We start from the raw sequence: 26,719 nt of genomic DNA on the forward strand, positions 1-26,719 counted from the left end.
TGTCCGGATTCAACTAGCCAGCCAGCGTATGGCCTGACCAAATGGTGTGAATTGATAGGTATTGCGGCCCTTGGATTTGGCTTGGTAGAGCGCCCGGTCTGCAGCGGCCAACAGGCCGTCGGCAGTGGCATGCACATCCGCCGAAAAGGTGATGCCGATGCTGGTCGAGATGCTGCGTGCAACGCCGGCCAGCAGTACGGGCTGGCGCACGTTCTCCAATACCTTCTGGGCAATGGTGATCGCCACATCGCGTGACTCCACTTGGGTCAGCAAGATCGCAAATTCATCGCCCCCCAGCCGGGCGACATAGTCGCTGGCGCGGACACTCTGTTGGAGACGTTGGGCAAACAACACCAGCAGTGCATCGCCCGCGGCGTGCCCCAGGGTGTCGTTGACTTGCTTGAAGCGATCCACATCCAGGTAAAGCACCGCAAGCCCTTGCGATGACATTGCATGTAGCCGGATATGTCGGCACATGATCTCCAGCATGGCAGAGCGGTTGTAGAGGCCCGTCAGCCCATCTATCGAGGCGGCATGTTTGAGCCTTATTTCTCGTTGGCGAGACTGGGTGACATCCCAGACGATGATGTGAAAGCCATAGATCGTGCCGTCCGTCTGGCATTGCGGGATAAGATGAATCTCGGCATGACTCCCGGCCTGCCGACCAGGTAGAGGCAGCTCAAACAACGCAGTCTCCCCCTGCAAGGCCTTGTCGATCTGCGCCCGCGAGGCGGTGTAGAGTGCCTCGCCCATCAGTACCGACAAATGTTTGCCCTCCACCGCGGCTGCAGCGAGCCCAAAGAACTCAAGACAGGCACGATTGCAATGACGCAGTCGCTGATCCAGTCCGACAAAGGCCATCTTGGTGGGAATGGCATCGGTAAGCGCTCGCAGCAAGGATTCCCGGAGCTTGAGATCAAGTTCAGCCGCCGACTTGTCCGGGCTGCCGGCGGTTTCGTGGATGCCCTTGATGATTTGCTGCAGATTGGCCACGGCACCAAGCAGACTGTCGGAGTCCATCACACCCTGTACCTGCTGGCTGAGATCGCCAGCAGCGATGGCACGCGTAATCTCGGTCGCGTAGTCCGGCTCCCCACCCAGACGGCGATAGATACTGCGGGAGATAGTGAAAGCCAGTACGGTCACCACCAGTAGGACCATCAAACCGATCAGGATGAAGTTGAGCGCAAGGTGCCAGTAGGCACGATTGATGTCATCCACGAACATGCCATAGCCCACCAACCAATTCCACCCTTTGACCAAGGTGACCCCGTTGATCTTGCGGGTCGGAACATCCGTGTCGGGCTTTTCAACCTCGTCGACAAAAAAGCCTGATTGCTGCTTCTCGAGCGCCTGAGCATAGGCCGCCATGCGTGGCCGCCCTTGGGGCTGATGCAACGATGTATCACGCTTCCCGAGCAGGTCGGCATCGGGGTGCAACAACGTCAGGCCATCCTTCTGTCGCACCCACAGGTAGTTCTTATCATTCTGGATAGCAGAAAGGCCCGCCAAAGCCTTGTTTTGCGCCAACTCCCGGCTAAGGCTGCCCGACAGCTCCTGCTGCCGGTATTGATCCACTTCCTTGCGCGCAAGGCTCAGCACCGTGGCGATTTCATGCTGCCGGTCCTTGATCATCTCTTCGTGCAAAGCCTGCAAAGCAAGGGCGGCCACCACCATGACGCCCAGTGCGGCGCTACCGACCAGCAGAGAAAGTCTTCGAGACAATTTCATGAGCGGGATCCCTTTCCATACCGTAGGCCGTCCCCTCTATCCGCAGGTCAGCCAGCCTGGATACGCCAGCAGGGTTTGCTGGCTATGTCCTGGGCGGTATTCAATCCCAACCCAATTCAGAAGACAAATTCATCGACCTTATCAACTCATTATCATTTGTAATTAAATAGCGACCGCTTGCTACCGAGCAGGTGCAGCGGAGCAAGGCCCGGCACGCGCCACCATTTATAACCATTGCGCATCAATCAATAAGGTCAATGAATTTGTGTTTCGCTCCGACAGGGCATTCAATCTGCAGCAAGCCGGCCATCCCGAGTTGCTGGCCGATACGCCCTGATCAGGAGCCAACACAATGAATAAGCTCAGCATCACACACAAACTGCTTCTCGGCTTTGGCATCATCATTGCCCTGATGATCGCCCTGGCAGTGTCCACCGGCACCAGCCTGGAAAAGTTCAACCATACGACGGAGACTCGGCTGCAGAACCTGCGCACACTGGACCATGCCGACAAGTTGTACGCAGGTTTGGCATTGATGGCTGCGCATATCCGGCAGTACGCTCTAACCGGAGACATCACGTCCCTGCAGCGTTACCAGCAGGCCAGCCAGGAAGAACAAGCCTTACTCCAACAGACACATTTGGGGAACAACGGCAATGCTGCGATCCGCCAGCCGCTGGCAGAGGCACAACGGCTCATCGATCAATGGGTAAAGCACTATGCCGAACCGCTGACGCAATTGCGGCAGGCCGTGGATGCTGGCCGGCAAGATCGCAGCGCACTATCACAATGGACAATGGATCATGTGCAAGACGCCACCATCCAGCCCTTGAGTACCCAGCTTGATCTGATCGTCCGTGAGGTCACCGCTGCCAATCAGGCATTGAAGGTGCAGGACGAGGCCCTGCGGAGCGTTACCTTGCGCATACTGGTCATCGGTGCCGTCTTGGGGACGCTGATCGCACTTGTGACCTCCCTCACTATTGCACGCACTATCGCCCAACGACTGGAACAGGCCATCATCGCGGCGGATGCCGTCTCTCAGGGGGATTTGAGCAAGCGTATTCCTGTCGATGGCAATGACGAGATCAGTGTCTTGTTGCATGCGATCTGCCGTATGCAGGAGAAACTGTTGACCACCGTACGGGAAATTCTGGAAAGCGCTGACGAAGTGGGCGACTCTGCCAGGCAGATCGTCGTGAATGCCGACCAGATCTATGCCGGTGCCCGTGATCAAAGCAGCTCGGCGCAAGCCATGGCGACGGCAGTCAAACAACTGACGACCAGCATCGGCGACATCGCTAACAGTGCTGGCACCGCCCACGCGCTTTCCCGAGAGGCAGGCCATCTGTCGAGCGAGGGAGCAGAGGTGATACGCGAGGCCATGGGCAATATCGGTGAGATAGCCGACTCGGTACTGACCGCCTCGGACGATATGGAACAGCTTGGGCGACAGACTGTCGAAATCGCCAACATGATCAGTGTGATCAAGGAGATTGCCGATCAGACCAATCTACTCGCACTCAATGCAACCATCGAAGCCGCGCGCGCGGGAGAAAACGGACGTGGCTTTGTGGTGGTGGCAGACGAAGTGCGCAGGCTGGCCGATAAGACCACCCATTCCACCCAGCAGATATCCCGACTTATCGAACAGATATTGGCCGGCTCACACCATGTGCAGGGCCGTATGCGCGAGAGCGTGCGCAAGGTGGAACAGGGCGTGGCCAAGGCCAATGCCGCGAGTGCGACCATCGTTGCCATACGTGCGGGTAGCGACAAGGTCCAGGAGGCGGTAACGGATATATCGTCTTCCCTGAGCGAACAATCGGTCGCAAGCAGCGATGCCTCCAGCAGCGTTCAACGCATTGCCCAGATGACCGTCGAAAACAGTCTGGCCGCGGAGGCGTCCAACCACTCGGCCCGTCAGCTTGGGCAACTGGCAATGGCACTAAAGCAGTCGGTACAGTTCTTCAAGCTGGCTTGATTTTACCGGTGGTGCGCCAATGCCATTGCTACCACAAAGCATCAGGCCAGGGCAGTGACTTCAAAAAGCGCGGCGGCTTCCTGGAGCGCCCTGCTATCTGACAGCACATCCTCCGGTCGGTTGCCGTAGCCCACCACCGCTTGGTAAAACTGCATGCTCATATAGTCTGCGGTAAGGCGCAGCGACTGCAGCAAAGGTTCCGCAACGGCCAGGTCCTCGTCGCTTACCGCAGTGATCACCGACAGAAGCTTGCCGGCCATGCGAGCCTTGAAGTCCACATCCGGTACACGCATCCAGGCGCTCCAGTAGTCGAGATAGCGCTTGGCATCAGCCGGTAGGCTGTACCAGTATAGTGGCACCACGAACACCAGGTGGGAGGCCGCCAGGGTCTCTGCCATCAGCAGAGCTTCATTGCCCGTTGGGGCACCGTAACTTTGCCCCTCGGCATGGCGAATATCGCTGAACGGCGCCAATTGGTGATCCGGCAGATAGAGCCAGCTTTGCTTTACCGTCGCCGGCAGGCTGGCAGCCGCGTGACGCGCCAGTTGCTCGGTGTTGCCATCACGGCGGGCGCTACTGAGAAGGAAAAGAAACGATTCATGGCTGGTCATGGTGAGGTCCTGTTCGTGGCTGAAGGGTGAGCGCAGCTTAAGAAAACCGCCCTACCCCGACAAACGAGAAGTTGTGCGATTCAGATTAGCCTGGCTAAACTGACACCATGCCCAGCACCGTTTCCATCAACAATGTCCCGCTCGGTGCCCTGCGCGCTTTCGAAGCTGCCGCAAGGCTCGGTAGCTTCAAGGCGGCGGCCGCCGAATTGTTCGTCACCCCGGCGGCGATCAGCCACCAGATCCAGGCACTGGAGGGGTATCTGGGTACCGTCCTGTTCCAGCGACTCAATCGTGCCGTGCGGTTGACCGCCAGCGGTTGCGAATTGGCACAGGCTGTCTCCGCGGCTTTCGCGCAGATCGACACCGCGCTGACCGCTGCAGCACCTAGGGCGAGACGCCAGCGCAACACCCTGGTCATCAGTGCCGTGCCCACGCTGGCTTCCCGCTGGCTGGCCCCCCGGCTGCATCGCTTCCACGACGCGTACCCCGACATCGACCTGCACCTCGCGTCGTCCGACGTGGTGGTCGATCTCGTCAACGATACTGGCGTCGACATCGCCCTGCGCTACGGGCTAGGCCCCTTTACCGAACTCCATGCCGAGCAACTGTGGACAGATGACCTGCTGGTACCTGTCTGCAGCCCGTCATTGCAAGCCGGCTTGCCGGCAGAACTATCTTTACTGGGCACCAAGACCCCTGTCACCCTGCTGCGCGTTGCGCTTGCCCCCTCTGCCGAGCCGCCGTCACGCGCACGTCCCAGTAATGTATGGACCCAATGGCTCGCCGCAACCGGGCTCGACAATCCGGTATTGCTGGCCGCGGCAGACGACGGTCCGCTCTACAGCGTGTCTCACCTGGCCATCGAGGCCGCCATCGCCGGACGCGGGATCGCCCTGGCACCGCAGATCCTGGTGGCAGACGATCTGGCCGCCGGCCGGCTGGTGCGCATGGGCAGCCTGGCCGTACCCGACGCACGCTCGCATTGGCTGCTATGCCGTAAGGAGCAGGCGGAGCTTGCCAAGATCAGGGCGTTTGCCGACTGGGTGCAGTCAGAGATCAAGGCTGGCGTCGCCTAGGCGGTGATGCCCCTCAATCACGACCCAATCCTCGTCCATCTTCCCCCAAACGAATGATGGCAAATCGACACTGAGCAACTACAGTGCAGCGGGACCCATGCCCGCGATAAGGTAAGGCCCGTTGTCTGGCATCTGCTACTACGTTTACGAGGGGAAATCATGAACATGACACGCACGGTCAGAGCACTCTGCCTTGCCGTGCTCGCTATGGTGGGCTTGTCGGCACAGTCCGCCGGGCAGACCATGCGGGTGCACTTTATTGATGTGGGACAAGGCGCAGCAACGCTGGTGGAGTTCCCTTGCGCAGCGATGCTGATCGATACCGGCGGCGAGCGGAACCCGGAGTTCAACGGCACCGACGAACTCATGCACTACCTGGATACCTTCTTCGCCTTGCGACCCGACCTGCACAATACCTTGCACTCCCTGGTCCTGACCCACCCACATAGCGACCACACTCAGGGCGTGCAGGCGGTCATCAGCAAATACAAGGTGTTGAATGCGCTGACCAACGGGCTGGAGACCGGCTCCGGCCGACTGGGGCAGATCGCATTGCAGCGCAAGGTGGCCGAGGCGGAAGAAACACCCACGCCGGATGACGATATCGGCTACCAGGCCATCTGGCAGCGGGATATACCCAAGGACACCGGCCTCACCAACGCAGTGATAGACCCGATAAGCTGTACCGACATCGACCCCAGGATCACCGCGCTCTGGGGCCAGGTCGACCATAGCCTGGATTGGACCACCAAGCAGCTCGGTAACGGCAACAATCACTCGGTGGCGATACGGGTCGACTTCGGCAAGGCCTCCCTGTTGATCGCAGGTGATCTGGAAGACACCGCCATGCCGAGCATGATCGCCCACTATCAGGGCAGCAAGCTGCTCGATGTGGACGTAATGACCGTCAACCACCACGGCTCGCACAATGGCACGACCGATGCCTGGCTGCGCGCGACGACACCAGACTATGCGGTAATCGAGATGGGGTCGCCGGAGCGGCAAAGGCCCTGGACCGCTTGGGCCTATGGTCACCCACGCAAGGATGCGGTCGAACGCCTGCAAAGACTGGTAGCCGCCAGCCGGCCGGAAACCAATGTCAGCGTGGCCAGCAAGGTCAAGACCTTCGTCCCTTTCAAGCTGACCCGCGCGATCTATGGCACAGGCTGGGACGGTACGGTGATACTCGAGGCCGATACCGACGGCCGCTGGCGGCCATTCGATGAAGTGCACGGACCGGCGCTGCTGAATCTCAATACCGCGACCGTGGACGAACTGATCAAGCTGCCAATGATCGGCCACGTGCGGGCGGCAGCCATCGTCCAGTATCGCAACGACAACGGGCCATTCCAGAGCGTGGACGATCTGTCGAAGATCCAGAAGATCAAAGCCGGGACCATCAGTGCGCTACGTCATCTGGTGACCACGGGAAACTAGGTGGTCGACAGCCAGCTCGCGTAGATCCGTTCATGCGGAAACCGCCCAAAGTACGACCGGTCCTGGGCTTCGCTACGCGCAACCCAAGCCGCAGGCATCCGGAATGGATCAACCTCAGAAACAGTTACGGCGCCATCCCGTCTGGCATGGCGCCGTAACTGTCGACTACCCCGGCGCATTCACGAACGCGCCGGGTTCTACCAGTGCTTACTTGGTGCTGGCTTGAACTGCATCCAGGATCACCTTGGCCACGTCGGCCGGACGTGATTGCTGCGGCACGTGGCTGGTCGGCAGGCTGGAGGTCTTGGCGTTGATCTTCTTGGCGAAATCACGCTGCAGGGCTGGCTGGATCATCTGGTCCTTGTCGGCCACGATGTACCAGGACGGCTTGCTGCTCCAGGCGGTAGTCGTGACCTTGTCGCCAAACGCCTTGGCCTGGATCGGGCCCTGGGTAGCGGTCATGATGGCGGTCTGGGACTTCGGCAGATCCTGGGCGAAGTACTTGCTCATGCCCTCTTCGCTCAGCGACAGGTAGCCCGCCTGATCCGGCACCAGGTGGTTGAGGCCTTCCGGTTTCGGATATTCCTTGCCCAGCTCGCCAGTTGCCTCGCCCACGCTCGGGGCGAAGGCTGCGACATAGACCAGGGCCGCGACCTTGTCGTCGGTACCGGCTTCGGTAATCACCGTGCCACCCCAGGAATGGCCGACCAGCACAACGCGGCCGCTCTGGCTGGCGATAACGCGCTTGGTAGTGACAACGTCGCTAGCGAGCGAATCCAGGCTGTTCTGCACGGCGGTCACTTTCACACCCTTGGCTTGCAGGAAAGGGATGACCTTGGCCCAGTCGGAACCATCGGCAAAAGCGCCGTGAACGATCACGACCGAAGGGGTATTGCTCTTGGGGGCCTCGGCAGCGTGGGCAAAGCCGGCAACAAGACCAAAGGCGCCGATGGCGGCGGAAAGCAGGGTGCGGGTACGCATGATGGAATCTCCGTTAGGGTTGGGTGCGGTGAAACTTGGCAGGACGGAGTATGGTCAAGCGGTCTGCTTGCGAATATCGGTCGGATGACCGATGCTCGCTCATCCCTATCGGTCATGCCGATCTGTCACCCTCTCCGATCCTCACCTCCACAACGCTGCCCATGTCGACGATGCAAACTGCTTCTACCGTTCCGGTTCACGACGCCATCCTGGCGCTGGCCTTCATTGGTGACCTCAGCATGGGCCGGGCCACCGATCAGTCGCTACGCACCGGCTGGCTCGCGGCGCAGCTCGCTCGCGCAAGCGGAGGAGATACCGCAGCGGCCATGGCCGCCCACTATGTCTCCCTGTTGCGCTGGTCAGGCTGTACCGCCAACGCGGCTGGCATCGGGGCCATCCTGGGTGATGATGTAGGTGGTCGCGAGGCGCTGATGGCGCTGACCCTGCCGGCGCTGAGCCCTGAGGCGAAGCTGCAGATGCCGGAAATGGCGCAGATTCACTGCGAGGTAGCGGGCGACATCGCCCGGACCCTCGGCCTGGGCGCACCGGTGGAAGACGCGCTGCGGCATATCTTCGAGCACTACGACGGCAGTGGGCAGCCCGGCGGGCTGCGCGATGCCGAGGTACCCGCCACGGTCTATATCGCCGCCCTGGCAAGCGACCTGGAGATACTGAGCCGCGCCCATGGCCTGGAGAAGGCCCAGCAGCTGATCGCCAGCCGGGCCGACAAGATCTACCCCGCCACACTGACCACGCTTTGCCATGAGCAGGCAGCCAGCTGGTTGGCCACCTTGGCGGAACTCGATGCCCAGCAGAACATTCAGCCACCGGATAACGAAAGATTGCAGCGGCAGGTGGCGCTGGAGCTGATTGCCGACGTGATCGACCTCAAGCTGCCCTGGATGGCCGGCTATTCACGTCAGGTAGCAGGACTGGCCCAGGCAACGGCTGCGCAGCTGGGCCTGGATGGCGAAGCACAGCAACGGCTCTACCGCGCCGGGCTGATCCACGGCATAGGCCGTGCCGCCCTGCCCAACGCGCTCTGGAATACACCAGGCCCATTGTCGTCCGCAGACTGGGAAAAGGTGCGATTGATGCCCTACTGGACCAAGCGTGCCGCCCAACATACGCCCAGCCTCTCGAGCGAAGCCGAGATTGCTTCGCATGCGTATGAGCGGCTGGACGGGTCCGGCTATTTCCGCAGCCTGGATGCTGCCGCTATCCCGGCCGAACGGCGCGTACTGGCGGTCACCGCGGCCTGGGCCGCGCTCTGTGCGAAACGCCCCTGGCGAGAAGCCTACCCGGCCGATCAAGCCGCTACCCTGCTTCAACAGGAAGCACTCAAAGGCAAACTGGACCCGGCGATTGCCGATGTGGTGATCGCCATTGCCCAGGGGCAACCGCTACGCGCCCCCAGCAAGGCCGGCAGCATCCTGTCGGAACGGGAAACCGATGTGCTACGCCGCATCAGCCTCGGGGAAAGCAACAAGGAAGTCGCACGTATCCTCGCCATCAGCCCCAGCACCGTACGCACCCATGTGGAAAGCATCTTCCGCAAACTGGACTGCTCGACCCGTGCAGCGGCCACGCTGAAAGCATTTACCTTGGGCGTGCTCTGAGCCGCACTGTTCAGCCTGCCGCAACGAGTGGGCGCTGCCGCCAGGCCAGTGCCGCCCCTAGCATCAGCACAACGCCCGAACATAGCAGCCCCTTACCAAGGCCGGCACCATCGGATAACCAACCCACGGCTGTAGGCCCAACGATCTGTCCCAGTGCGAAGGTCGAGGTAAACAGTGCGATACCGGCTGGCCAGTGATCGTGCGGCAGATTGTGGCGCACCAGTGCCGTGGTGGAGGCGACGACCGAGAGGAAGCAGGCGCCAAACAGGGTGCCGGAGACCAAGGCGAGTACGAAGCCGTCGGACAGGGTGGGTAGCACGGTCGCGATGCCGACCAGCAAGTTGAGGACGGCGAGTGGCTTGCCATCCCGATAACGATCCAGAAGGCCAGCCCATAACCAGGATGAGAGACAGACCGCGAGACCCAGCAGACTAAAGAACAGCGTGATCTGTGGGCCGCTCGCCCCGTGCTGCTTAAGCAAGGCGATGTTGAAGGTCATGTAGCCGATATAGCCCACCCCGAAACAGAAATAACCCGACAGGGCGGGCAGGAAGGCCTTGATGGGCCAGGGATGCCTGGCCTGCGCCGCGCTGGTCTGTGTTACGACGCAAGCGCTCGGCCGCCAGACTAGAAGCGTTGCGAGCATGCCGAGCACCGCCAAGGCAAGCCAGGCGCCTTGCCAATGGCTGCTGCCACCGTCCAGCAGGGCAGGCATAAGCCAGGCCGACAGGACGATGCCCAGACCGGTACCGCTGTAGTAATAGCCAAGCACCAGCCCCGCCCGCTCGGCATGCTGGCTGGCGAGCTTGCTGGCAAGCAGACCACCAATGCTGAACACCATGGCACTGCTCACACCGGCTGCGAGTCGCAGCACCAGCAGAAGCGGATAACTACGGGTCAGGCCGCAGAGCGCCAGACTGGCGACGGTCAGCGCGCAACCCCACAGGAATACCGAACGGGCGCCAAGCCGGGATGCCCAGCCAACACTGGCGACGGCACCGATCAGGTATCCGGCGGCATTGGCGGTATTGAGCGCGCCCGCGCTGGCAAAGCTCAGTTGGAGATCGGCACGCATGGCCGGCAGCAACAAGGCGTAGGCAAAGCGTGCAAGGCCCAGCGATAACGCAGGCCCCAGGGACAGGAAGAAGGCGATCAGCAGCGGGTTAGGGATGGCACGGGCGGGCTGCATGGCAATAGACCGGTTGGCGTGACCATGAGTATGGGCGATGACATGCGGCGCTGCTCGCCTGACGACCGGCAGTGTGGTGAATTTGCTAGCCTTGATCCCACATACACTCTCATCAAGCAAGAGAATGGTTCTTTCTATCCCGGTATTATTCAGATCATCAATAGAATGAATCGGAGATGCCATGGCGATGGATAGGCTGGGGGATATGCGGCTGTTTGCGGATGCGGCTGCGCTGGGGAGCTTTTCCGCGGCGGGACGCAAGCAGGGCCTCTCCCCTGCGGCGGCCAGCGCCTGCATACAACGGCTGGAGGCCGCGCTGGGGGTACGCTTGTTCGAACGTACGACCCGAAAGCTACGCTTGACCGAGGAAGGCCAGCTCTACCGTGAATACAGCCAGCAGGCGCTGGAATTGCTGGCCGAAGCCGAACAGGCCCTGCAGGCCGGCCAGCAGCGGGTGCATGGCACGGTCCGCATCTCCGCGCCGTCCGATCTCGGCCGCAACTTGCTGATGCGTTATCTCGACGAGTTTCGGCAGCACTACCCGGAGGTACGTTTCGCGCTGCATCTGAGCGACAGTACCGCCAACCTGGTGAACGACGATGTCGATCTCGCCATCCGTTATGGCCAGCCGCCGGACAGCAGCATGGTGGCCCGCCTGCTGGCGCCGAACCGGCGTGTGGTGTGCGTGGCACCACAGCTGGCCGATCAGGTGGGCCGGCCCGCCACCCCGGCGGATCTGGCGCAACTTCCTTGCGTTGCGCTGATCACCGCTGCCGGGCCGATGAACGAATGGCGGTACCGCCAGGACGGCACCGCCAGAAGTGTGCGGCTCAGTCGCTACCAGGAGAGCAACGACGGAGAGATCATCCGCAAGTGGGCCATACAGGGCTATGGCTATGCCTATAAATCCCTGCTCGACGTCGCGGACGACCTGGGCGAAGGGCGGCTGGAAACCGTACTCGATGACTACTTCACCGAGAGCACACCGCTCAACGCCCTCTACCATCGCAGTCGCTTCCAGCCGCCGCGGGTGCGGCTGCTGATCGAGTTTCTGCAAACACGCTTTAGCGAGCTGACCGCCACCCTGACCAGGGCTTAGCTACCCTGCCAGGCCGGATAGTCGATGTAACCGCGCTCGTCACCGCCGAACAGCGTACTACCATCGAACTCGGCCAGCGGCAGGTCTTCCGCCAGCCGGCGGGGAAGATCAGGGTTCGCCACGAACTGCCGGCCAAAGGCGACCAGATCGGCGTACCCCTTGTCCAGCACCCAATCCGCCCGCGGCTGATCGTACTTGCCGGCAACGATGATCGGCCGGCTGAAGCGCGCACGGATATCCTTGCGGAAGGCTTCGGTAAATTGCGGTGCATCCTCCCAGTCGGCTTCGACCAGATGCAGGTAGGCGATGCCGGTCGCCTGCAGGAATTCGGTCGCTTCCAGGATGGTTGGCAGGATATCCGGACAGGCCATGCCTCGGGCGGTGAGAAAAGGCGCAAGACGGATCGCGGTCCGTTCGGCACCAACTTCGGCAGCAACGGCTCCCACCACTTCCTTCAGGAAGCGCAAACGGTTCTCGCGCGAGCCGCCGTACTCATCGGTCCGGATATTGGAGGTGGTGCGCAGGAATTGGTCGACGATGTAGCCGTTGGCGCCATGGATCTCTACCCCGTCGAAGCCTGCTGCGATCGCATTGCGGGCCCCTTGGCGGAAATCGGCAACGATGGCGTGGATCTCGTCGCGGCTCAACGCCCTGGGTGTGGGGCAATCCACCATCTCACCCTTGCCGGTAGCCGGGTCGACCTTCCAGATCTGTCCTTCGAAAGGGACAGCCGACGGCGCAACCGGCAGCGCACCGTTGTGAAAATCCGGATGGGACATGCGACCCACATGCCAGAGCTGCAGAAAGATGCGCCCCCCAGCTGCATGGACGGCATCCGTCACCAGCCGCCATCCCGCGATCTGTTCCGCGCTATAGATGCCCGGTGTGAAGGAGTAACCCTTGCCTTGCGGCGATATCTGCGTGGCCTCGGTCACGATCAGGGCAGCGGAGGCACGCTGCGCGTAGTGGCGTGCGTTCATCGCATTCGGTACGTCGCCCGGCTGGGTGCTACGTGCCCGCGTCATGGGGGCCATGACCACGCGATGTGGCACCGTTTGGCCGGCCAGCGTGGTAGGGGTAAACAGCAGTGATGGCTTGCTCATTGGAGACTCCAGTTTGAGGTAATGCATCTACAGCGATTGAAGAAAGATTCGGCCAGGCAACGGTCAGGTCCACATGCCTAAGGCTTGCCACGGGTACCCAACATCAGACGAGGGTCAGCGTCAAAGGCTTGCAGCGCTGGAAGCTCGCCATCCAGCGGGGCCTCCAGCTCAAAGACCAGACCACCAGGCAGGCCGACAAAGATCTGGGCGACCGGCTTTTCGGGATGAGCGCGGACCTGGAATGGCAAACCACTGGCCCGGACACTCCCCAGTACCTGCGCCGCCCCCTGCTCGGTCCGAAAGGCAATGTGGGCAAGCTGCACGTCGGGTTGGTCACCAGGCCCAGGCAAGAGGTGCAGAACCGCCTGCTCGTCCTGATAGAGCCAGGTGCCGGGGAAGGGAAAGGCGGGCCGATAGCCTGGCTGCCATCCCATCACCCCGGTGAAGAAGCGGCTCAGCGTCGCCTCCCCGCTCACCTGGAGATTGAGGTGATCGAACGTCCAGCTCACAGCAGCCCCCCGCCCTCCACATCCAGCACGGCGCCAGTCATGAAGCCGTTCTGCATGGCGAGGAGATAAACCTGGGCGACGTCCTCCGGTTGTCCTACCCGACCCACGGGCAGGCCCGCACCGATACGCGCCATGGCAGCGGTGCGATTTTCTGCCCCGACTTCACCCCAGAGTTCGGTATCGACCACGCCAGGGCTGACGACATTGACGCGACGCGGTGCCAGCTCTTTGGCGAGGCTCTTACCGGTAGCTTCCACCGCGGCATTCAGCGGACTCTTGAGCAGGCCACCCGCGCCGAACTTGCGCGACAGGAGGCCGGAAGTCAGCGTGATGGAGGCCTGGGGGGCCAGATAGGGCAAGGCTGCCTGGATGGCGTACAGCGCACCGAAAAGCTTGACCTCGTAAGCCAGCGTCAACTCCATGGTCGTCAGCTCAGGCAACTTGGGCGAACCCACTCGCGCCCCCGCCGTGATCACCAGATGGTCGACCTGCCCTATTTCCGCAAAAGCGGCCTTGAGCCTTGCCGGATCGGCGATGTCTGCGACAACGCCGAGTAGACCCTTCCCCGCTTGGGCAGAACGGCCGAGCACGATGACTTCCGCGCCCTGTTCGCGGGCCGCCAGGGCCACAGCCCGACCAATGCCGGAAGTACCGCCGATCACAACGACGCGCTTTGATTGCAATGCATGCTGAAGAGACATGGGATTACTCCTTTGCCAGGTTGACGGTCAGGGTTGCACAAGGCCGAGTTGCTGCATGAGCGTGAGGTTGTCTTCCAGATGCCAGTTGTCCGCGATCTGGCCATCCTTGATCCGATAGAGGTCAAAAGCCTGGAAGTCGACTACCTGTCCCTTGCCCTGTACCTCACCGAATTGGCCACTGAAGTGACCGCGAAAGTGCAGATGGACAGCGACACGGTCACCGGCGACGACCAGATCGTCGACCTCGGCAGTCAGGTCTGGAACGGCCTTGCGGAAACCCTTGGAAGCCTGCAGAGGGCCTTCCAATCCCTGCGGGCGACCTTTGGGCAAGGTCCGGTCGGTAAAGTCCGGCGCGAGGGCAAGCCTGGCGTAGCGCTCATCGCCCGTATGCCAAAAGGCGGCATAGCGCAATGCGGCCAGTACCAGCGGCTTGGCTTGGGCTTCACTGCCATCAAAGGCGAGATGCCTGGCGGCTGGCAGGTTGTCGATATCGGTAGCGGGTGCTGCTGCCGTCACGTACACGGCTGCTGGTACTAGCGCAGCGGCCAGGGCCGCTTGGAGAGGAAATCGCATGGTCTTGTCCTGTTAGCTTGCGTGGTGTGGAGACACGGAACGCATTCTGGACAGGCCAAGAAGAATTGATAATTAGGCTGGATATTGAATGATTTTACTGTCCTGTTTGAAAATCATGAAAATGGCAAAAAAAAGGACAGGTCGCCCTGTCCTTTTTTCTCGCTGATCAATTCGGTGACTTCAGGTTCTTGTCCAGGAAGGCTTCAACCCGCTGCCAGAAATCATAACGATTTTTCTCCAGCGCCCAGCCATGCCCCTCCTCCGGGTAGACCAGCCATTCCACCTGCTTATTGGTCTTGCTGACTGCACTACGGAAGTCCGTACCGTGCGCTATTGGCACTCGGCGGTCCGCACCACCATAGGCCAGTAGAACTGGTTGCGTAATCCGGGCGGCATTCACCAGCGGTGAGCTGGCCTTGAACTTTTCAGCATCCACCTGCGGGTCGCCAATCAGTTCCCTGGCGCCATATTGCAGTGATTCCTTGGTCGCATCGCTCGTTGCAAGGCTGAATAACAAACCGAGATCCGTCACGCCTGCCCACGATATGCCACAGCGGAACAGCTCTGGCTCCTTGACCAACCCCATCAAGGCGGCATACCCCCCGTAACTGCCACCCGCGATGGCGATCCGCTTGGGATCCGCCATACCTTTGGAGATAGCCCACTTCGCTGCGTCGGCCAGATCATCCTGCATGGTCAGCCCCCACTGCTTCCAGCCGGCCTTGAAGTGACCAAAACCGAAGCCTGTGCTGCCGCGAAATTCAGGCTGAATCACCAGGTAACCACGGCTGGCGAGAAACTGGGCTTGCTGCTCCCACTCCCAGGAGGCACCACGTACAAACGGACCACCATGGACCAACACCACTGTTGGGAAAGGTCCCTTCAGGCCGCCGGGCGGCGTCGTGATATAGGCGGGAATGCTCATGCCATCACGCGCCGGGAAATGCACAAAATCCCGCTCGCCCATCTGGCTGGCAATAATCTCAGGCCGGCTCTTGGCAAACGTAAGCAGCTTGTCGGTCGCGACATCGTAAAGTGCGTATTTGGTTGGTTGCTGATCAGACGACGAGCGCACCAGCAGTACAGGCGACGTTGAACAATTACCGCACGTGATGGTATTGATCGTGCCCTGCAGCGCCCCATCGATCCGCTTCTGGTATTCCTTGAAGCGCGGGTCCAACCAGACGGTACCGCGGGCATCATTGACGTAATGCAACCCCAGCATCTTGCCAGTGCTTGAATCCCGCACTGGGGAGCCGTTGAAATCGAATCCGACGACGCTGACAAACGGCGTATCGTCCCGCTTCTTCGTTTTGAGGTTGTACCTGAATAGTGCTTCGCCGCCACCGTTGATCTCGGCGCTCACGTAGAGCGTGTTGTCGGCATCAAAGAACCGTGGACGGAAACCTTCTGATCCGTTGTAGGCGAAATTGCCGATTTCGGACCACTGCCCCGTTTCAAATTCACGCAAGTGATAGATCACGCGCCCCTTGTCATAGGTGACGCCAATACGGGGTTCATTTTTGGTATCGAGCAACCAGCCCGTAATTTTCTCTGGCTGCGCGCCACTGAGCGTATCCCGGAGCTGACGGGTCTTGGTGTTCAATCGAAACAGCCGTGAGCTTGTGACGGAGAAATCAGTCTTGTTGTAGGTTTCATGGTTCACGATCACATCATCGGAACCGTCCTGGGGAAAGCTGACTACGCTGTAGTCCCAGGGAAGTATCTTGTTCTTGATGCTGGTGCCGGTGTTCTCTTGCGTGTGTTCCCAGTCACCGGTCGTCAATTGCAACAATACGCTGCCATCAACATTGACTGCATATTCGCTACCAGAGAAGCGTGAACCAATCGCCTTGTCATCTCCGACCATCAAGTAAAGACGACTCTCGTTGATCCAGTTGAAACCGATGATATCCGCGTCGGCGAAATTGGCCGCAACCTTCATCTGCTGCAAGGCATTGGTCGGCGCAACCGCCAACACGTAACGACCATTAGGCGCACGCATGATGGTCGCAAGCTGATTGCCACTGGGGGAGAGTGCTGCCCCCTTCACCATGGGGTTCTTGAAGAAGCTTTCAATGGCCGGCTTTTCCGCTGCAGCAAATACCGTTGAAGAAACACCCAGCAATACGCCTATTAGGCAGAGCGAGAAAAAACCATTCAATCTGAACATACTTTCCCTGATTTTTTATTTATGTATATCTTGCAATACTTTGGAACAACACAGGTGTGCTGCGGCTCGATAGCACAGTACCAAATGCAGCTCAGCCCGGTGACTTCAGGTTCTTTTCCAAGAACACTTCGACACGTTTCCAGAAATCGACGCGGTTTTTCTCAAGTTTCCAGCCATGGCCTTCTTCGCCATAGGTGATCCACTCTACCTGTTTGTTGGTTTTGCTCACCGCGTTCCGGAACGTCGTGCCATGGATGATAGGTACGCGCATATCCTTGCCACCGTACGCCATCAACAGCGGCTGGGTGATGCGGTCAGCCATCTCGAGAGGTGAGTTGGCTTTAAAGAGTTCGGCGTCTTTCACCGGGTCACCGATCAAGGTCTTTGCACCATAACGCAACCATTCCAGCGATGCATCAGACATCTGGGTATTGTCGACCGAAAACATCAGGTTGATATCGGTTACACCAACCCACTCGAAACCTGCACGGAACAGCTCTGGGTTCTTTGCCAAGCCCATCAAAGCCGCATAGCCACCATAGCTGGCACCCGCAATGGCGATACGCTTGGGATCCGCCATACCTTTGGCGATGGCCCATTTTGCGGCGTCGGCAAGGTCGTCCTGCATGGCCATGCCCCATTGTTTCCAGCCCGCATGGAAATGCTTGAAACCGAATCCGGTACTACCACGGAACTCAGGCTGGATAACCAGATACCCGCGAGAAGCGAGGAATTGGGCTTCGTCATCCCACTCCCATGAACTGCCACGCACATAAGGCCCGCCGTGCACCAGCACCACAGTCGGCCATGGACCGCTCGATTTACCGGGGGGCGTCGTAATATACGCAGGTATCTTGAGGCCATCGCGAGCGGTGTAATGCACAAAGTCCCGCGCTCCCATCTGCTCGGGACGAATATCGGGATGACTGGAGCCCAACTGAAGCAGCCGCTTTTCGGCAATCTTGTAGAGGAAGTATTGTGAAGGTTGTCGATCCGACTCGGATTTGACGAGCAAGGTGGGCGACGAGGTACAAAAACCGCAAGTGATGGTATTTACAGCGCCTGGTAGCGCGGCATCCAGCATCTTCTGTATTTCAGCAAATTGAGGGTCTATCCAGGCCGTACCCAGTGCATCTGACTTGAAATGAATACCAAGCAGTTTCTTTGCCTTAGTATCCACCTCAGGCTCACCAGAGAAATCAAAACCTTCCACGCTGATCGTCGGCTCATCAGCCAGATGTTTCTTCTCGAGATCGTAGCGATAGAGCGAAGAGGTCCCACCGCCGTGGCTGACCCTGACATAGAAGTTGTCGTTGAAGTCAAAAAACTGTGGTGACCAGCCTTCCCCAGCGGCAGCATCGAAATTACCCAATTCTGTCCAACCATTGGTCTGCCGGTCTCGCATATGAACCCGACGACGCCCCTTGTCATAGGAGATAGCGAGGCGCGGTTGGTCTTGCCGGTCCAGTACCCATCCCAGCACTTTCGCCGGCTGTGTACCGTCGAGCATGTCTTTCAGATTACGAGTAATCGTATTGAGTCGATACAGTCGCTGGCTCTCGGCGCGATAATCGACGTTGTTATAGGTGTACTTGGAGACAATCACATCATCCGACCCGTCGCTGAGCGTACTGTAGAAGCGATAGTCGGCGGGCAGGGTTCGTTTCTTGATGTTCGAACCGGTATTTTCCTGATTGAACTCCCAATTACCCGAGGTCAGTTGAGTGAACTGAGAGCCATCCCTGTTGACGGCATAACTGTTCCAATCGGCACTCGCTCCCTCATGCTGAAGGTCGGCAATCTGTAGAAACAATCGATTGTCGTTGATCCACTCCACTCTGACGACGTCGATACTCCGGGAACCAGACACCGGTATTGCCTGGCTTACATCTTCCGTCGGTGCCACAGCCAGCATCTGTCGGCCTTCGGCACCTAGCGTCAGCATGGCAATGTACTTGCCACTGGGTGAGAGTACGACGGACTGAAGGCTTGGATTCTGGAAGAAGCTTTCAACGCGGGGCAAATCGGCCTGCGCCCAGACCATCGGGCTCAATAGCACCGTCAGCGCAAGCGCCCCCTGAATGATTGTCTTTTTCATGTTTAATGTTTGATTATTGTTGAGCCAACCCGCGCGATTCACTCTGCCGGCAGGTCGTATTTGCCAATATGGGCCTTACCGTTCCAGCCCCTCCCTGTCCGCATCAACGCCGGTGCAGTGCGATGCAAGCTGAGCGCCAGACCCACAATCGTCCCTATGCCTGCAAGGCACTTACAACGAGTACGGCGCGCAACTTACCTTGAAAGACAAGATACGGACCATCCTCCATATGGAGGATGTTGGAAAATTACAAACGGAGGAAAAGCGGGCGTGAAATGCGGCGGGCTCCCGCCAGGGGAGCCCGCAATCAGGATTTCAGTAGATCAGGCGACCCGGAAGAACGCAACAGAATGCTTGAGCGATTCCGCCAGGTTTTTCAGTCTGAGCGCCGCTTCAGATGTCTCGGTAACGGCGCGGTCATTCTCTTCGGACATCTGGGCGATCTTCTCGACATTGCAAGCAACCTGGTTGCTGACGGTAGATTGCTCACGCAAGGCACTGGAGATATCGGTCACGACATCGACAACCCGTTCGGCCGAGCCATGAATCTGCGCGATGGCCTCTCCCGCCTGGTGCGCGGTATCCACCCCACGCTCGACCTTACTGACACTCTGGTTCATGACCGCCAATGTCTCGCGACTTCCAGTCTGTATCTGGCCGATCATAGCGGTGATCTCACGCGTCGACTCGCTGGTGCGTTCTGCCAATTTGCGCACTTCGTCCGCCACCACTGCAAAACCACGGCCCTGCTCGCCCGCGCGGGCCGCTTCGATCGCGGCGTTGAGCGCCAGCAGGTTGGTCTGTTCGGCGATATCCTTGATCACATCCACGATGGACGATATCTGCTGGGCATGATTACCCAGCTCCGTCATGCGTGTGGCAGCGAGCTTCACACTCTGGGCGATCTCCTGGATTTCCGAGACGGTGCTGAGGATGACCGCCCCTCCTTGTTCGGACAGCTCGCCCGAGGTACGCGACAGCCCGTGGGCATCGTTGGCGTTGTTGGAGACATGGCTGATGCTGACCGTCAGCTCTTCCACGGCCGCCGCCATGGCCGACGAGGCATTGCTCTGCTCGTGCGACGCAACCGAAAGCTGGTGGGCGCTGGCCGCGATCTGATCGGCCGATTCGGTCACATCGCCAGCATTGTGCTGGATGCTGGCAATAATCTCGACCAATCTGCTCTGCATGCTGGACAGGGACCGCAATAGCACGCTGACTTCGTCACCGTCCTGGCTTTCTATCCGCTGGCTCAGGTCGCCGCTCGCCACCGCATCGGCAGTACGCACGGCGCGGGCAAGGCGATGGGCAATATTGCGGCCGACAACGACCGACACCACGAAGGCGATCACGGCGCCAATGGCTGTACCAAGCCAGAGATAGAGTATGGTCTGCTGCCGGATGGACTCGTTCTGCTGCTTGCTGACGCGATTGAGCTCATTGGCCTCCGCCGTCAACTCCTTGATCACCGCGGCCATGGGACTGATCTTGGCTTTCTCGCCCAGGGAAATGGAGAGTTCCGTCAACGCGGCCAGTTCCGCTGTCTTGGCATTGATATCGGCCCGCTTGGCGATGAAGGGACTGGCAAAATCGCTGAGCCAAGCCTTCACCATGCCTTCCAGCTTCTGCATGCGGGCCGCCTGCGCGCTGTCGGCCGCCGCTTCCGCCTGCACCTTGGGTAGGGATTCCTTGATCAGGCTGTCGATCGAGTGCTGGTAGTTGTCCAGCATCTTCTTGTCACCCGTAAAGCCGTAATTGCGCAGCGAGGCTGCTGCCTGGGCCAGATCGGCATAGACCGCATTGCCCTGCGCAACCAGCCTGAGACTATGCAGGCGCTGCTCGCTCGATGCATTGAGCCGCCCCAGATTGGCGCCTGTCAGCACCGTGAGTCCCAGCATGACGGCCACGATCAGGCCAAAGCCGAGGTAAAGCTTCTTGACGATAGTAAGCTTGTTCATGTTCCGTTCCTCCACAAGGGATACAAATAACAACTTATTGATTTTCTTAATTTAATGGAGTCAACCCACAGCAAAAGCCGACCGTTCTGTCGGTATAGCAAGTCAGGTGACATTTAACCGAAAAAGCACAAACGGCAATGCGCGCAGGGCCAGCAAGGTGCGGTGCTGTCTTCTAGACTGGAAGCTGGCCCAACTTGAGAGCAATCGGTATGGAAGCCAAGATGCCCTTTCCCATTCCCCGGCCCGCCAATGAGCTGCAGCGGCTCGATGCCCTGCACAGCTATCCGCTGCTGGATACTGCCGAGGAAGCCGAGTTCGATCTGCTGGCCGAGCTGGCTGCCGAACTCTGTGGTGCGCCCTTTGCCTTTATCTCGCTCGTGGATGAGGAACGGGTCTGGTACAAGGCCGCCCACGGCCTGGACATGACGCAATCCCCAAGGGACGACAGCTATTGCTCCTGGGCGGTACTGGAGGATCAGATACTGCATGTGCCCGACCTGAGCCAGGACGCAAGGACCGCATCCATCTCTGCGACCGTGGGCTCGCCGGAATTTCGCATGTATAGCGGTGCCAACCTGATCAGCAACGATGGATTCCGGGTCGGCACCCTGTGCGTGCTCGATACCAAGCCACGCGGCCTGTCCGAACGGCAGCAAGCGTTGTTGATCCGGCTGGCGCACCAGGTGGTATCGCTGATGGAGTTGCGCAAGCGCGACAAGGAGCTGGAAGCCGCCCTGCTGGTCAGCCAACGGCTGGCAAGGGAAGACGCCTTGTCGGGCCTACTCAACCGCCGGACCTTGCTGGAACTGCTGGATCAGGAACAGCAACGCAGCGGCCGCTTCAACTCCCCCCTGTCGGTGGTCATGGTCGATCTGGACCACTTCAAGCGGGTGAATGACACGCTGGGCCACGCCATGGGTGATGCGGTGATACGTGGCGTGGGCAAGATACTGCGTGAGCAGATACGGATGACGGATATTGCCGGCCGGTATGGCGGCGAGGAGTTCTGCCTGATACTGCCTAATACGGATTCTGCGGGCGCTGCTCGTCTGGCGGAGGCGCTGCGTGGCACCATCGCAGCGACGCATTTCGAGGACAACGACTACAATACCCGCGTCACCGCCAGCTTTGGCATCTCCACCGGCTATGCCGGCGCACCGGACGCCAATGAGTTACTGAGGAAGGCCGATACCGCCCTCTACCAGGCCAAGGCCAATGGCCGTGACCAGGTGGTCGTGACCGACTAGTTGGATTCGGTCAGGCGGATCGCCTCACGGTGCAGTGCAACCATATGGTAGCCATCCGGCTGCTGGGTTAGGCAAGCCGGGGTCTTGCGGCACTGTGAGGCAGGATGTGCGTACCAGCCGCCATTGTCGGCATCCACGAACTCGCTGCGGATATACTCCGTCAATTGACTGATCCGCCCCCAGAGATCGTCCCGTTCGTGCCAGACCGCAAAGCGCATCATCGCGCGCAGCGCCTCCGCCTGCTGCCAGTAACCCTTGCTGCCATCGAGCAGGCCCTTGCTGGTCACCGTGCTGTAGATGCTGCCGTCCGAGGGATCGATACCGCGCCGTACGGCAAATGCCAGCAACCGGTCCGCCACACCGGCGTAGACCGGATTGATCCCCTGCGCTGCCGCGGCGCTGAGCAGCCAGGCCCATTCGAACTGGTGGCCGATATCCGTGTAACCGCCCTGCTCCGGCGTCAGCATCAGCCAACCCGGGGCAAAGAACTCCGGAATATGGGCACTGCCATCGCCCTCTCCCTGCATGAGCTTGTAGACCACGAAATTGCCTACCTGTTTGGCGCCGCGCTGCGCCTCGTCCGACTTGGTAGCCTCATGCAGGGCTATCAGGGCCTCGAACAGGTGCATGATGCCGTTCTGACCATTGCCACCGCCACCGGTATAGCCCCGATCCATGGCAGTACGGTAGCCTCCGTCGGCGTCACGGAAACGTTCATCTACTACGCGCCACGCCGCCAGCGCCGCGGTGGCATAGCGCTGATCACGGCTCACCCGATACGCATGCGATAGCGCCAGGATGGCGAACGCCTGACTGTAGAGCCGCTTGGCATCGTTGGTGGGCAGGCCTTGTGGCGAGACAGCATCGTAAAACCCACCGTAGGTCTTGTCCTGATAGGCCGACAGCAGGAAATCCGCGCCCAGCTTGAGGCGCCGCAGATAGGCCGCATCCTGGGTCTGGTCGTAGCCGGCGGCCAGCACATAGATTAGCCTGGCCTGGGCGACCAGATCGCCCGGCTGGGCAGGCAAGGCCTGCCAGTGCCGATCACGGGCACTGTTGTAAAAGCCGGAGGTGGTATCCGCTGCCGCCAGCCAGTGCACCAGATGGGCTTGCTGCAGGTTATCGCGAAACCAGGCACCGTCGATCCGGTGTTGGCGGTTCCAGGTCTGGCTACAGGCCGTGACGGCCAGGAACAACAAGAACGTCAGGTATCGATACAGACCCGTTGGCCGGACTAGGATTACCCCCATTACGACTCCCGAAATCAGCTTACGCCAGCGATACAGCCCTCTGCGCCTACGTTGATCGGCCTGATCGCAACAGATGACACGATAGTCCATAGTAAAGAGGTTCGAGAAACGACGCACAGACGGCGTACTGAACGGCGGCGGCCCGGACGATGCAAGTGAAGACTGCATGTCGACGGGCGTTCCAGTGGTTCCTGGCGGGAGGAGCATCTTATGTTTGCATTGTCATCAATCAGCGTGCGCGCCAAACTGGCCATTCTGGTGGCCGTCCCACTGCTGGCACTCATATGTGCCGCGGGGCTGATCGTCCGAAACGGCATGCAGCATGCGCAAGCCATGCTGGATACCAAAACATTGACGATATTGTTGGGGCATGCGGGCAATCTCGCCGCTTCGCTGCAGGCTGAACGAGGTAATACAGCGGGCGTGCTCGCGGGAGGCGATGCCTCGCCCCTCGCAGCAGCTCGCACCAAGTCAGACGAGACCTACCAGGCATTGCTTACGTTTCTCTCCAGCGAGGCATTGCCAAAAACAATCAATGATGAGCTGACCCGCTTGTCGTCAGATTGGGCGAACCTGAATACTTTGCGACGATCCGTGGATGTCAAGGGCACTCCCCCAGCCAAGGCCTTCGATGAATACAGCAATTGGGTGAGCAGGGTCAGCGGTATCGCGACTACGGTCGTTCGTAATACGAGCCAGCCAGACATCCTGCGCCAAGCCATGTCGCTGACCTCCCTGCTCTGCCTCACCGAACACGCTGCACGCGAGCGCGGCATCCTGAACGCAGTGTTCACGGCCGGCCAATTTGCGCCCGCGGCACAAGTACGGCTAACGGCCGCTACCGCCCTGCAGGCAAGTTGTGAACAGCAGTTCCTTGCATTGGCAGACGGGGCTACCCAGGAAGACTATCGGCAAAAAAATCAAAGCCCAGCCTCGGTGGAAACCGTCCGTTTGCGGCAGTTGGCGGTAGAGAAAGCGGCTACGGCGGATTTCGGGGTGGACGCCAAGCATTGGTTCACGACGGCGAGCGCGCGTCTAGAGGGTCTACGCAGTGTGCGCGATGGCCAACTCGCCTTGATAAGCGCACATGCAGAGGATGATCTGCGCAATGCGCGCCTGGTCTGGTGGGGCAGCCTGCTAGCTTCTCTGCTGATACTGGCCATCACCGCCTTGCTGGCTTGGCGGATCGGTCTGGCCATCGCACGCCCGGTTGCGCAAATTGACCGCCTGATGGGGCAACTGCGTGACTCGCTGGACCTGACTCTGCACGCCCAAATAGCCGGCTCCGATGAAATCGCGCGGATCGGCCGGTCTTTCAATGCCCTGGTCGATACGATCAACCAGACCGTCAAAGAAGTTGATCAATGCGCAACGGCCGTCGCGAGTGCGTCAAATGCCCTCGCAGACACAGCAGAACAGGTGTCGACAGCGACCCAGCACCAGGCCGATTCCGTCAACGGCATCGCAGCCTCTGTAGAACAAGTGACGGTGAGCATTGCCACCATGGCGGCATCCAGCCAGGAGAGTGAAGCCAAGGCCCAGGATGCACAGGTCAAATCGGCGCGAGGCCAGGAGATCGCTCACGCTGCGGCTGAGCAGATGACTCAGGTGGATGGTGCGGTGAACGAGGCGGTTGGCACGATCAATCAGCTGTCGGAGCGATCCGGCACTATCCAGAGCATCGTCGGCACCATTCACGATATCGCTGACCAGACTAACTTGCTGGCGCTCAATGCCGCCATCGAGGCGGCGCGAGCCGGTGAGCAGGGCCGGGGGTTTGCTGTCGTGGCCGACGAAGTACGCAAATTGGCGGAACGAACCAACCACGCAACGCTGGACATCAGCAAACTGGTCAGTTCGATCCGCTCGGACACCGAGGCTGCCAGCAACGCGATGCGCATATCAAATCGTCGTACCGAGCAAGGTGTCGCACTGGTCCGCGAAGCCGCGGACGCATTGGGGCAAATCCATGCAGGCACAGCGGGTGCCATGGGGGCGGCACGAGACATCGCGTTGGCCATGGGGGAGCAGAAACAGGCCAGTGAGCTGGTCGCGCAACAGATAGAGCGCATTGCCCAGATGACCGAAGAAAACAGTCGATCCGTTCAGCAGACCGCCTTGCTGGCGCAGGATCTGAATCAGTTGTCGGGTCAGCTTTCCGTGATCGTGGGGCGCTTTCACCTAGGCTAGGCTATGCTACGCGACGCCCTTGGCAAGATACTAGCGGGAAGTGACCTCTGACTGTCGCAAGTGAGTCGGCACAGAAAGTGTGGTCAGCCACTGTCTGAGGACCTCCGTAACCCGCTGCGGTTGTCCCAGCGCGGACAGATGGCCACAGTCCTCGATCAGCGACAGGTAGGCACCATCAATGCCGTCTGCTATTTCTTCGTGCCATGCGACTGGCGTGATTACATCATCACGACCGCAGAGCACCAGCGTTGGGCAATGTATATCGCGCAGGAAGGGTCGGCTATCGATCCGGCCCATGATGGCCCGCTGCTGACGTAGAAAAGCATCGATACCGACCCCTTGGGCCATGGCGCCAATCAGCTTGACCAGCCCTGCGTCGTTCAGTTGCGAGGGGTGCAGCAACTTTGGCAGCAAACTCTCCGTCACCGCAGGAAAATCCCTGCTGGCCAATTGCATGAGCTTGCGCCGGCTATCGGTCGCCTCGGGGGTATCCGGGCGAGCCGTCGTATCGAGCAAGGCCAGCGCCAGCACGCGCTCAGGTGCCTGACGCATCATCTCCAGCGCTACATAGCCGCCCATCGACAGGCCACCCAGGGCGAACCGACGAGATGGTGCCTGGCTCAGCGCGGCGCTCGCCAGTGCCGAGATCGTATCCGCGCCGGTCAGATCGGCAACCGATACGTGTGCGATATCTGCCAGCCCGGCAACCTGATGCTGCCATAGACGGGCATCGTTCAACAAACCAGGTAGCAGAAAGAGATGTAAATCTCGTGTAGCTGACATGCTGTAGCCTTTGCTTACTAGCTTGCGGTGGTTAAAGCCAAGAATTACGTGGGCCCTCACGATCATCATTGCCGCTGGTCAGCAGGGCATGGCGCCTTACACGCCGATTACCCTCCCAATCACACCAGCCGGAGAGGCAACGGTAGCGGTGTACCAGTACAAAATTGCTGATCAGCATGTCGACAAAACGCCGATGGATACGATCAACAGGCCCACCGCAATCAGGGCAGCGGTGCTGGTACCGGACATACCCACCCCCATTATGGGTACTCATGCGCGGGGCTGAAGCCTGAAAGTGGGCAGGATATTGCGATTGAAGCAACCCATGGATGGTCCCTTTCAGGAAACGCCAGTGATAACCAAATCGGTGGAATCGGCATTGACGCTGAATGGCCGCGCGACATACC

At 59.9% G+C, this 26,719-nt stretch carries 20 protein-coding genes; 7 read left to right on the forward strand and 13 right to left on the reverse strand.

The window, feature by feature from the left end; translation table 11 throughout:
* Positions 1-9: 9 nt before the first annotated feature.
* On the reverse strand, positions 10-1,731 hold the full coding sequence (locus ACYVHK_RS09300) for a diguanylate cyclase domain-containing protein (protein WP_460530317.1): 1,722 nt from the start codon (positions 1,729-1,731) through the stop codon (positions 10-12).
* 352 nt (positions 1,732-2,083) lie between these two features.
* Between ACYVHK_RS09300 and ACYVHK_RS09305 the strand changes: the two genes are divergently transcribed.
* Positions 2,084-3,715: a methyl-accepting chemotaxis protein gene (locus ACYVHK_RS09305; protein ID WP_460530320.1), complete on the forward strand. Its 1,632-nt coding sequence runs from the start codon at positions 2,084-2,086 to the stop codon at positions 3,713-3,715.
* A gap of 41 nt (positions 3,716-3,756) precedes the next feature.
* Here ACYVHK_RS09305 and ACYVHK_RS09310 read toward each other — a convergent pair whose 3' ends face one another.
* Complete coding sequence (locus ACYVHK_RS09310) at positions 3,757-4,326, reverse strand: flavodoxin family protein (protein WP_460530323.1); 570 nt, start codon at positions 4,324-4,326, stop codon at positions 3,757-3,759.
* Between the two features lie 107 nt (positions 4,327-4,433).
* On the opposite strand from ACYVHK_RS09310, the gene ACYVHK_RS09315 reads away from it, so the two are divergent.
* Both ACYVHK_RS09315 and ACYVHK_RS09320 read left to right on the forward strand, forming a co-directional pair.
* Positions 4,434-5,402: a LysR family transcriptional regulator gene (locus ACYVHK_RS09315; RefSeq protein WP_460530326.1), complete on the forward strand. Its 969-nt coding sequence runs from the start codon at positions 4,434-4,436 to the stop codon at positions 5,400-5,402.
* A gap of 159 nt (positions 5,403-5,561) precedes the next feature.
* A complete protein-coding gene (locus ACYVHK_RS09320) occupies positions 5,562-6,839 on the forward strand; it encodes a helix-hairpin-helix domain-containing protein (protein WP_460530329.1) in 1,278 nt (425 codons plus the stop codon).
* Positions 6,840-7,046: 207 nt separating this feature from the next.
* Here ACYVHK_RS09320 and ACYVHK_RS09325 read toward each other — a convergent pair whose 3' ends face one another.
* Complete coding sequence (locus ACYVHK_RS09325; RefSeq protein ID WP_460530332.1) at positions 7,047-7,820, reverse strand: alpha/beta fold hydrolase; 774 nt, start codon at positions 7,818-7,820, stop codon at positions 7,047-7,049.
* Positions 7,821-7,990: 170 nt separating this feature from the next.
* On the opposite strand from ACYVHK_RS09325, the gene ACYVHK_RS09330 reads away from it, so the two are divergent.
* Positions 7,991-9,439: an HD domain-containing phosphohydrolase gene (locus ACYVHK_RS09330; protein ID WP_460530335.1), complete on the forward strand. Its 1,449-nt coding sequence runs from the start codon at positions 7,991-7,993 to the stop codon at positions 9,437-9,439.
* Positions 9,440-9,449: 10 nt separating this feature from the next.
* Here the strand turns inward: ACYVHK_RS09330 and ACYVHK_RS09335 are convergent, their stop codons facing one another.
* Positions 9,450-10,628: an MFS transporter gene (locus ACYVHK_RS09335; RefSeq protein WP_460530339.1), complete on the reverse strand. Its 1,179-nt coding sequence runs from the start codon at positions 10,626-10,628 to the stop codon at positions 9,450-9,452.
* Positions 10,629-10,809: 181 nt separating this feature from the next.
* Here ACYVHK_RS09335 and ACYVHK_RS09340 point away from each other — a divergent pair, with 181 nt between their 5' ends.
* Positions 10,810-11,727, forward strand: coding sequence for a LysR family transcriptional regulator (locus ACYVHK_RS09340; RefSeq protein WP_460530342.1), 918 nt, complete (start codon positions 10,810-10,812; stop codon positions 11,725-11,727).
* Here ACYVHK_RS09340 and ACYVHK_RS09345 read toward each other — a convergent pair.
* From ACYVHK_RS09345 to ACYVHK_RS09375, 7 genes are all read right to left on the reverse strand, one after another.
* The gene (locus ACYVHK_RS09345) at positions 11,724-12,830 is read right to left on the reverse strand and encodes an alkene reductase (protein WP_460530345.1); all 1,107 of its coding nucleotides are present in this window, start codon (positions 12,828-12,830) and stop codon (positions 11,724-11,726) included. The genes ACYVHK_RS09340 and ACYVHK_RS09345 overlap by 4 nt on opposite strands.
* Positions 12,831-12,907: 77 nt before the next feature.
* Positions 12,908-13,339: a VOC family protein gene (locus ACYVHK_RS09350; protein ID WP_460530348.1), complete on the reverse strand. Its 432-nt coding sequence runs from the start codon at positions 13,337-13,339 to the stop codon at positions 12,908-12,910.
* The gene (locus ACYVHK_RS09355; protein ID WP_460530351.1) at positions 13,336-14,040 is read right to left on the reverse strand and encodes an SDR family oxidoreductase; all 705 of its coding nucleotides are present in this window, start codon (positions 14,038-14,040) and stop codon (positions 13,336-13,338) included. Before ACYVHK_RS09355 ends, ACYVHK_RS09350 begins: the two co-directional genes overlap by 4 nt.
* Before the next feature lie 27 nt (positions 14,041-14,067).
* Entirely contained in the window at positions 14,068-14,613 is a 546-nt protein-coding gene (locus tag ACYVHK_RS09360) for an ester cyclase (protein WP_460530354.1), read from the reverse strand.
* 166 nt (positions 14,614-14,779) lie between these two features.
* Positions 14,780-16,786: an alpha/beta hydrolase family protein gene (locus ACYVHK_RS09365; protein WP_460530357.1), complete on the reverse strand. Its 2,007-nt coding sequence runs from the start codon at positions 16,784-16,786 to the stop codon at positions 14,780-14,782.
* 91 nt (positions 16,787-16,877) lie between these two features.
* The gene (locus tag ACYVHK_RS09370) at positions 16,878-18,884 is read right to left on the reverse strand and encodes a S9 family peptidase (RefSeq protein WP_460530360.1); all 2,007 of its coding nucleotides are present in this window, start codon (positions 18,882-18,884) and stop codon (positions 16,878-16,880) included.
* 323 nt (positions 18,885-19,207) lie between these two features.
* Entirely contained in the window at positions 19,208-20,842 is a 1,635-nt protein-coding gene (locus ACYVHK_RS09375; RefSeq protein WP_460530363.1) for a methyl-accepting chemotaxis protein, read from the reverse strand.
* Between the two features lie 221 nt (positions 20,843-21,063).
* Here ACYVHK_RS09375 and ACYVHK_RS09380 point away from each other — a divergent pair, with 221 nt between their 5' ends.
* Complete coding sequence (locus ACYVHK_RS09380; RefSeq protein WP_460530365.1) at positions 21,064-22,089, forward strand: sensor domain-containing diguanylate cyclase; 1,026 nt, start codon at positions 21,064-21,066, stop codon at positions 22,087-22,089.
* Here the strand turns inward: ACYVHK_RS09380 and ACYVHK_RS09385 are convergent.
* Entirely contained in the window at positions 22,086-23,339 is a 1,254-nt protein-coding gene (locus ACYVHK_RS09385) for an AGE family epimerase/isomerase (RefSeq protein ID WP_460530369.1), read from the reverse strand. The two genes, ACYVHK_RS09380 and ACYVHK_RS09385, sit on opposite strands and share 4 nt — an antisense overlap.
* A 210-nt stretch (positions 23,340-23,549) precedes the next feature.
* Here ACYVHK_RS09385 and ACYVHK_RS09390 point away from each other — a divergent pair, with 210 nt between their 5' ends.
* Positions 23,550-25,529, forward strand: a complete 1,980-nt coding sequence (locus ACYVHK_RS09390; RefSeq protein ID WP_460530372.1) for a methyl-accepting chemotaxis protein — start codon at positions 23,550-23,552, stop codon at positions 25,527-25,529.
* 30 nt (positions 25,530-25,559) lie between these two features.
* Here ACYVHK_RS09390 and ACYVHK_RS09395 read toward each other — a convergent pair whose 3' ends face one another.
* Positions 25,560-26,312 (reverse strand): alpha/beta fold hydrolase, encoded by a 753-nt coding sequence (locus ACYVHK_RS09395; RefSeq protein ID WP_460530375.1) that lies wholly within the window; start codon positions 26,310-26,312, stop codon positions 25,560-25,562.
* Between the last annotated feature and the right edge of the window lie 407 nt (positions 26,313-26,719).

This window comes from Chitinimonas naiadis (assembly GCF_054780835.1).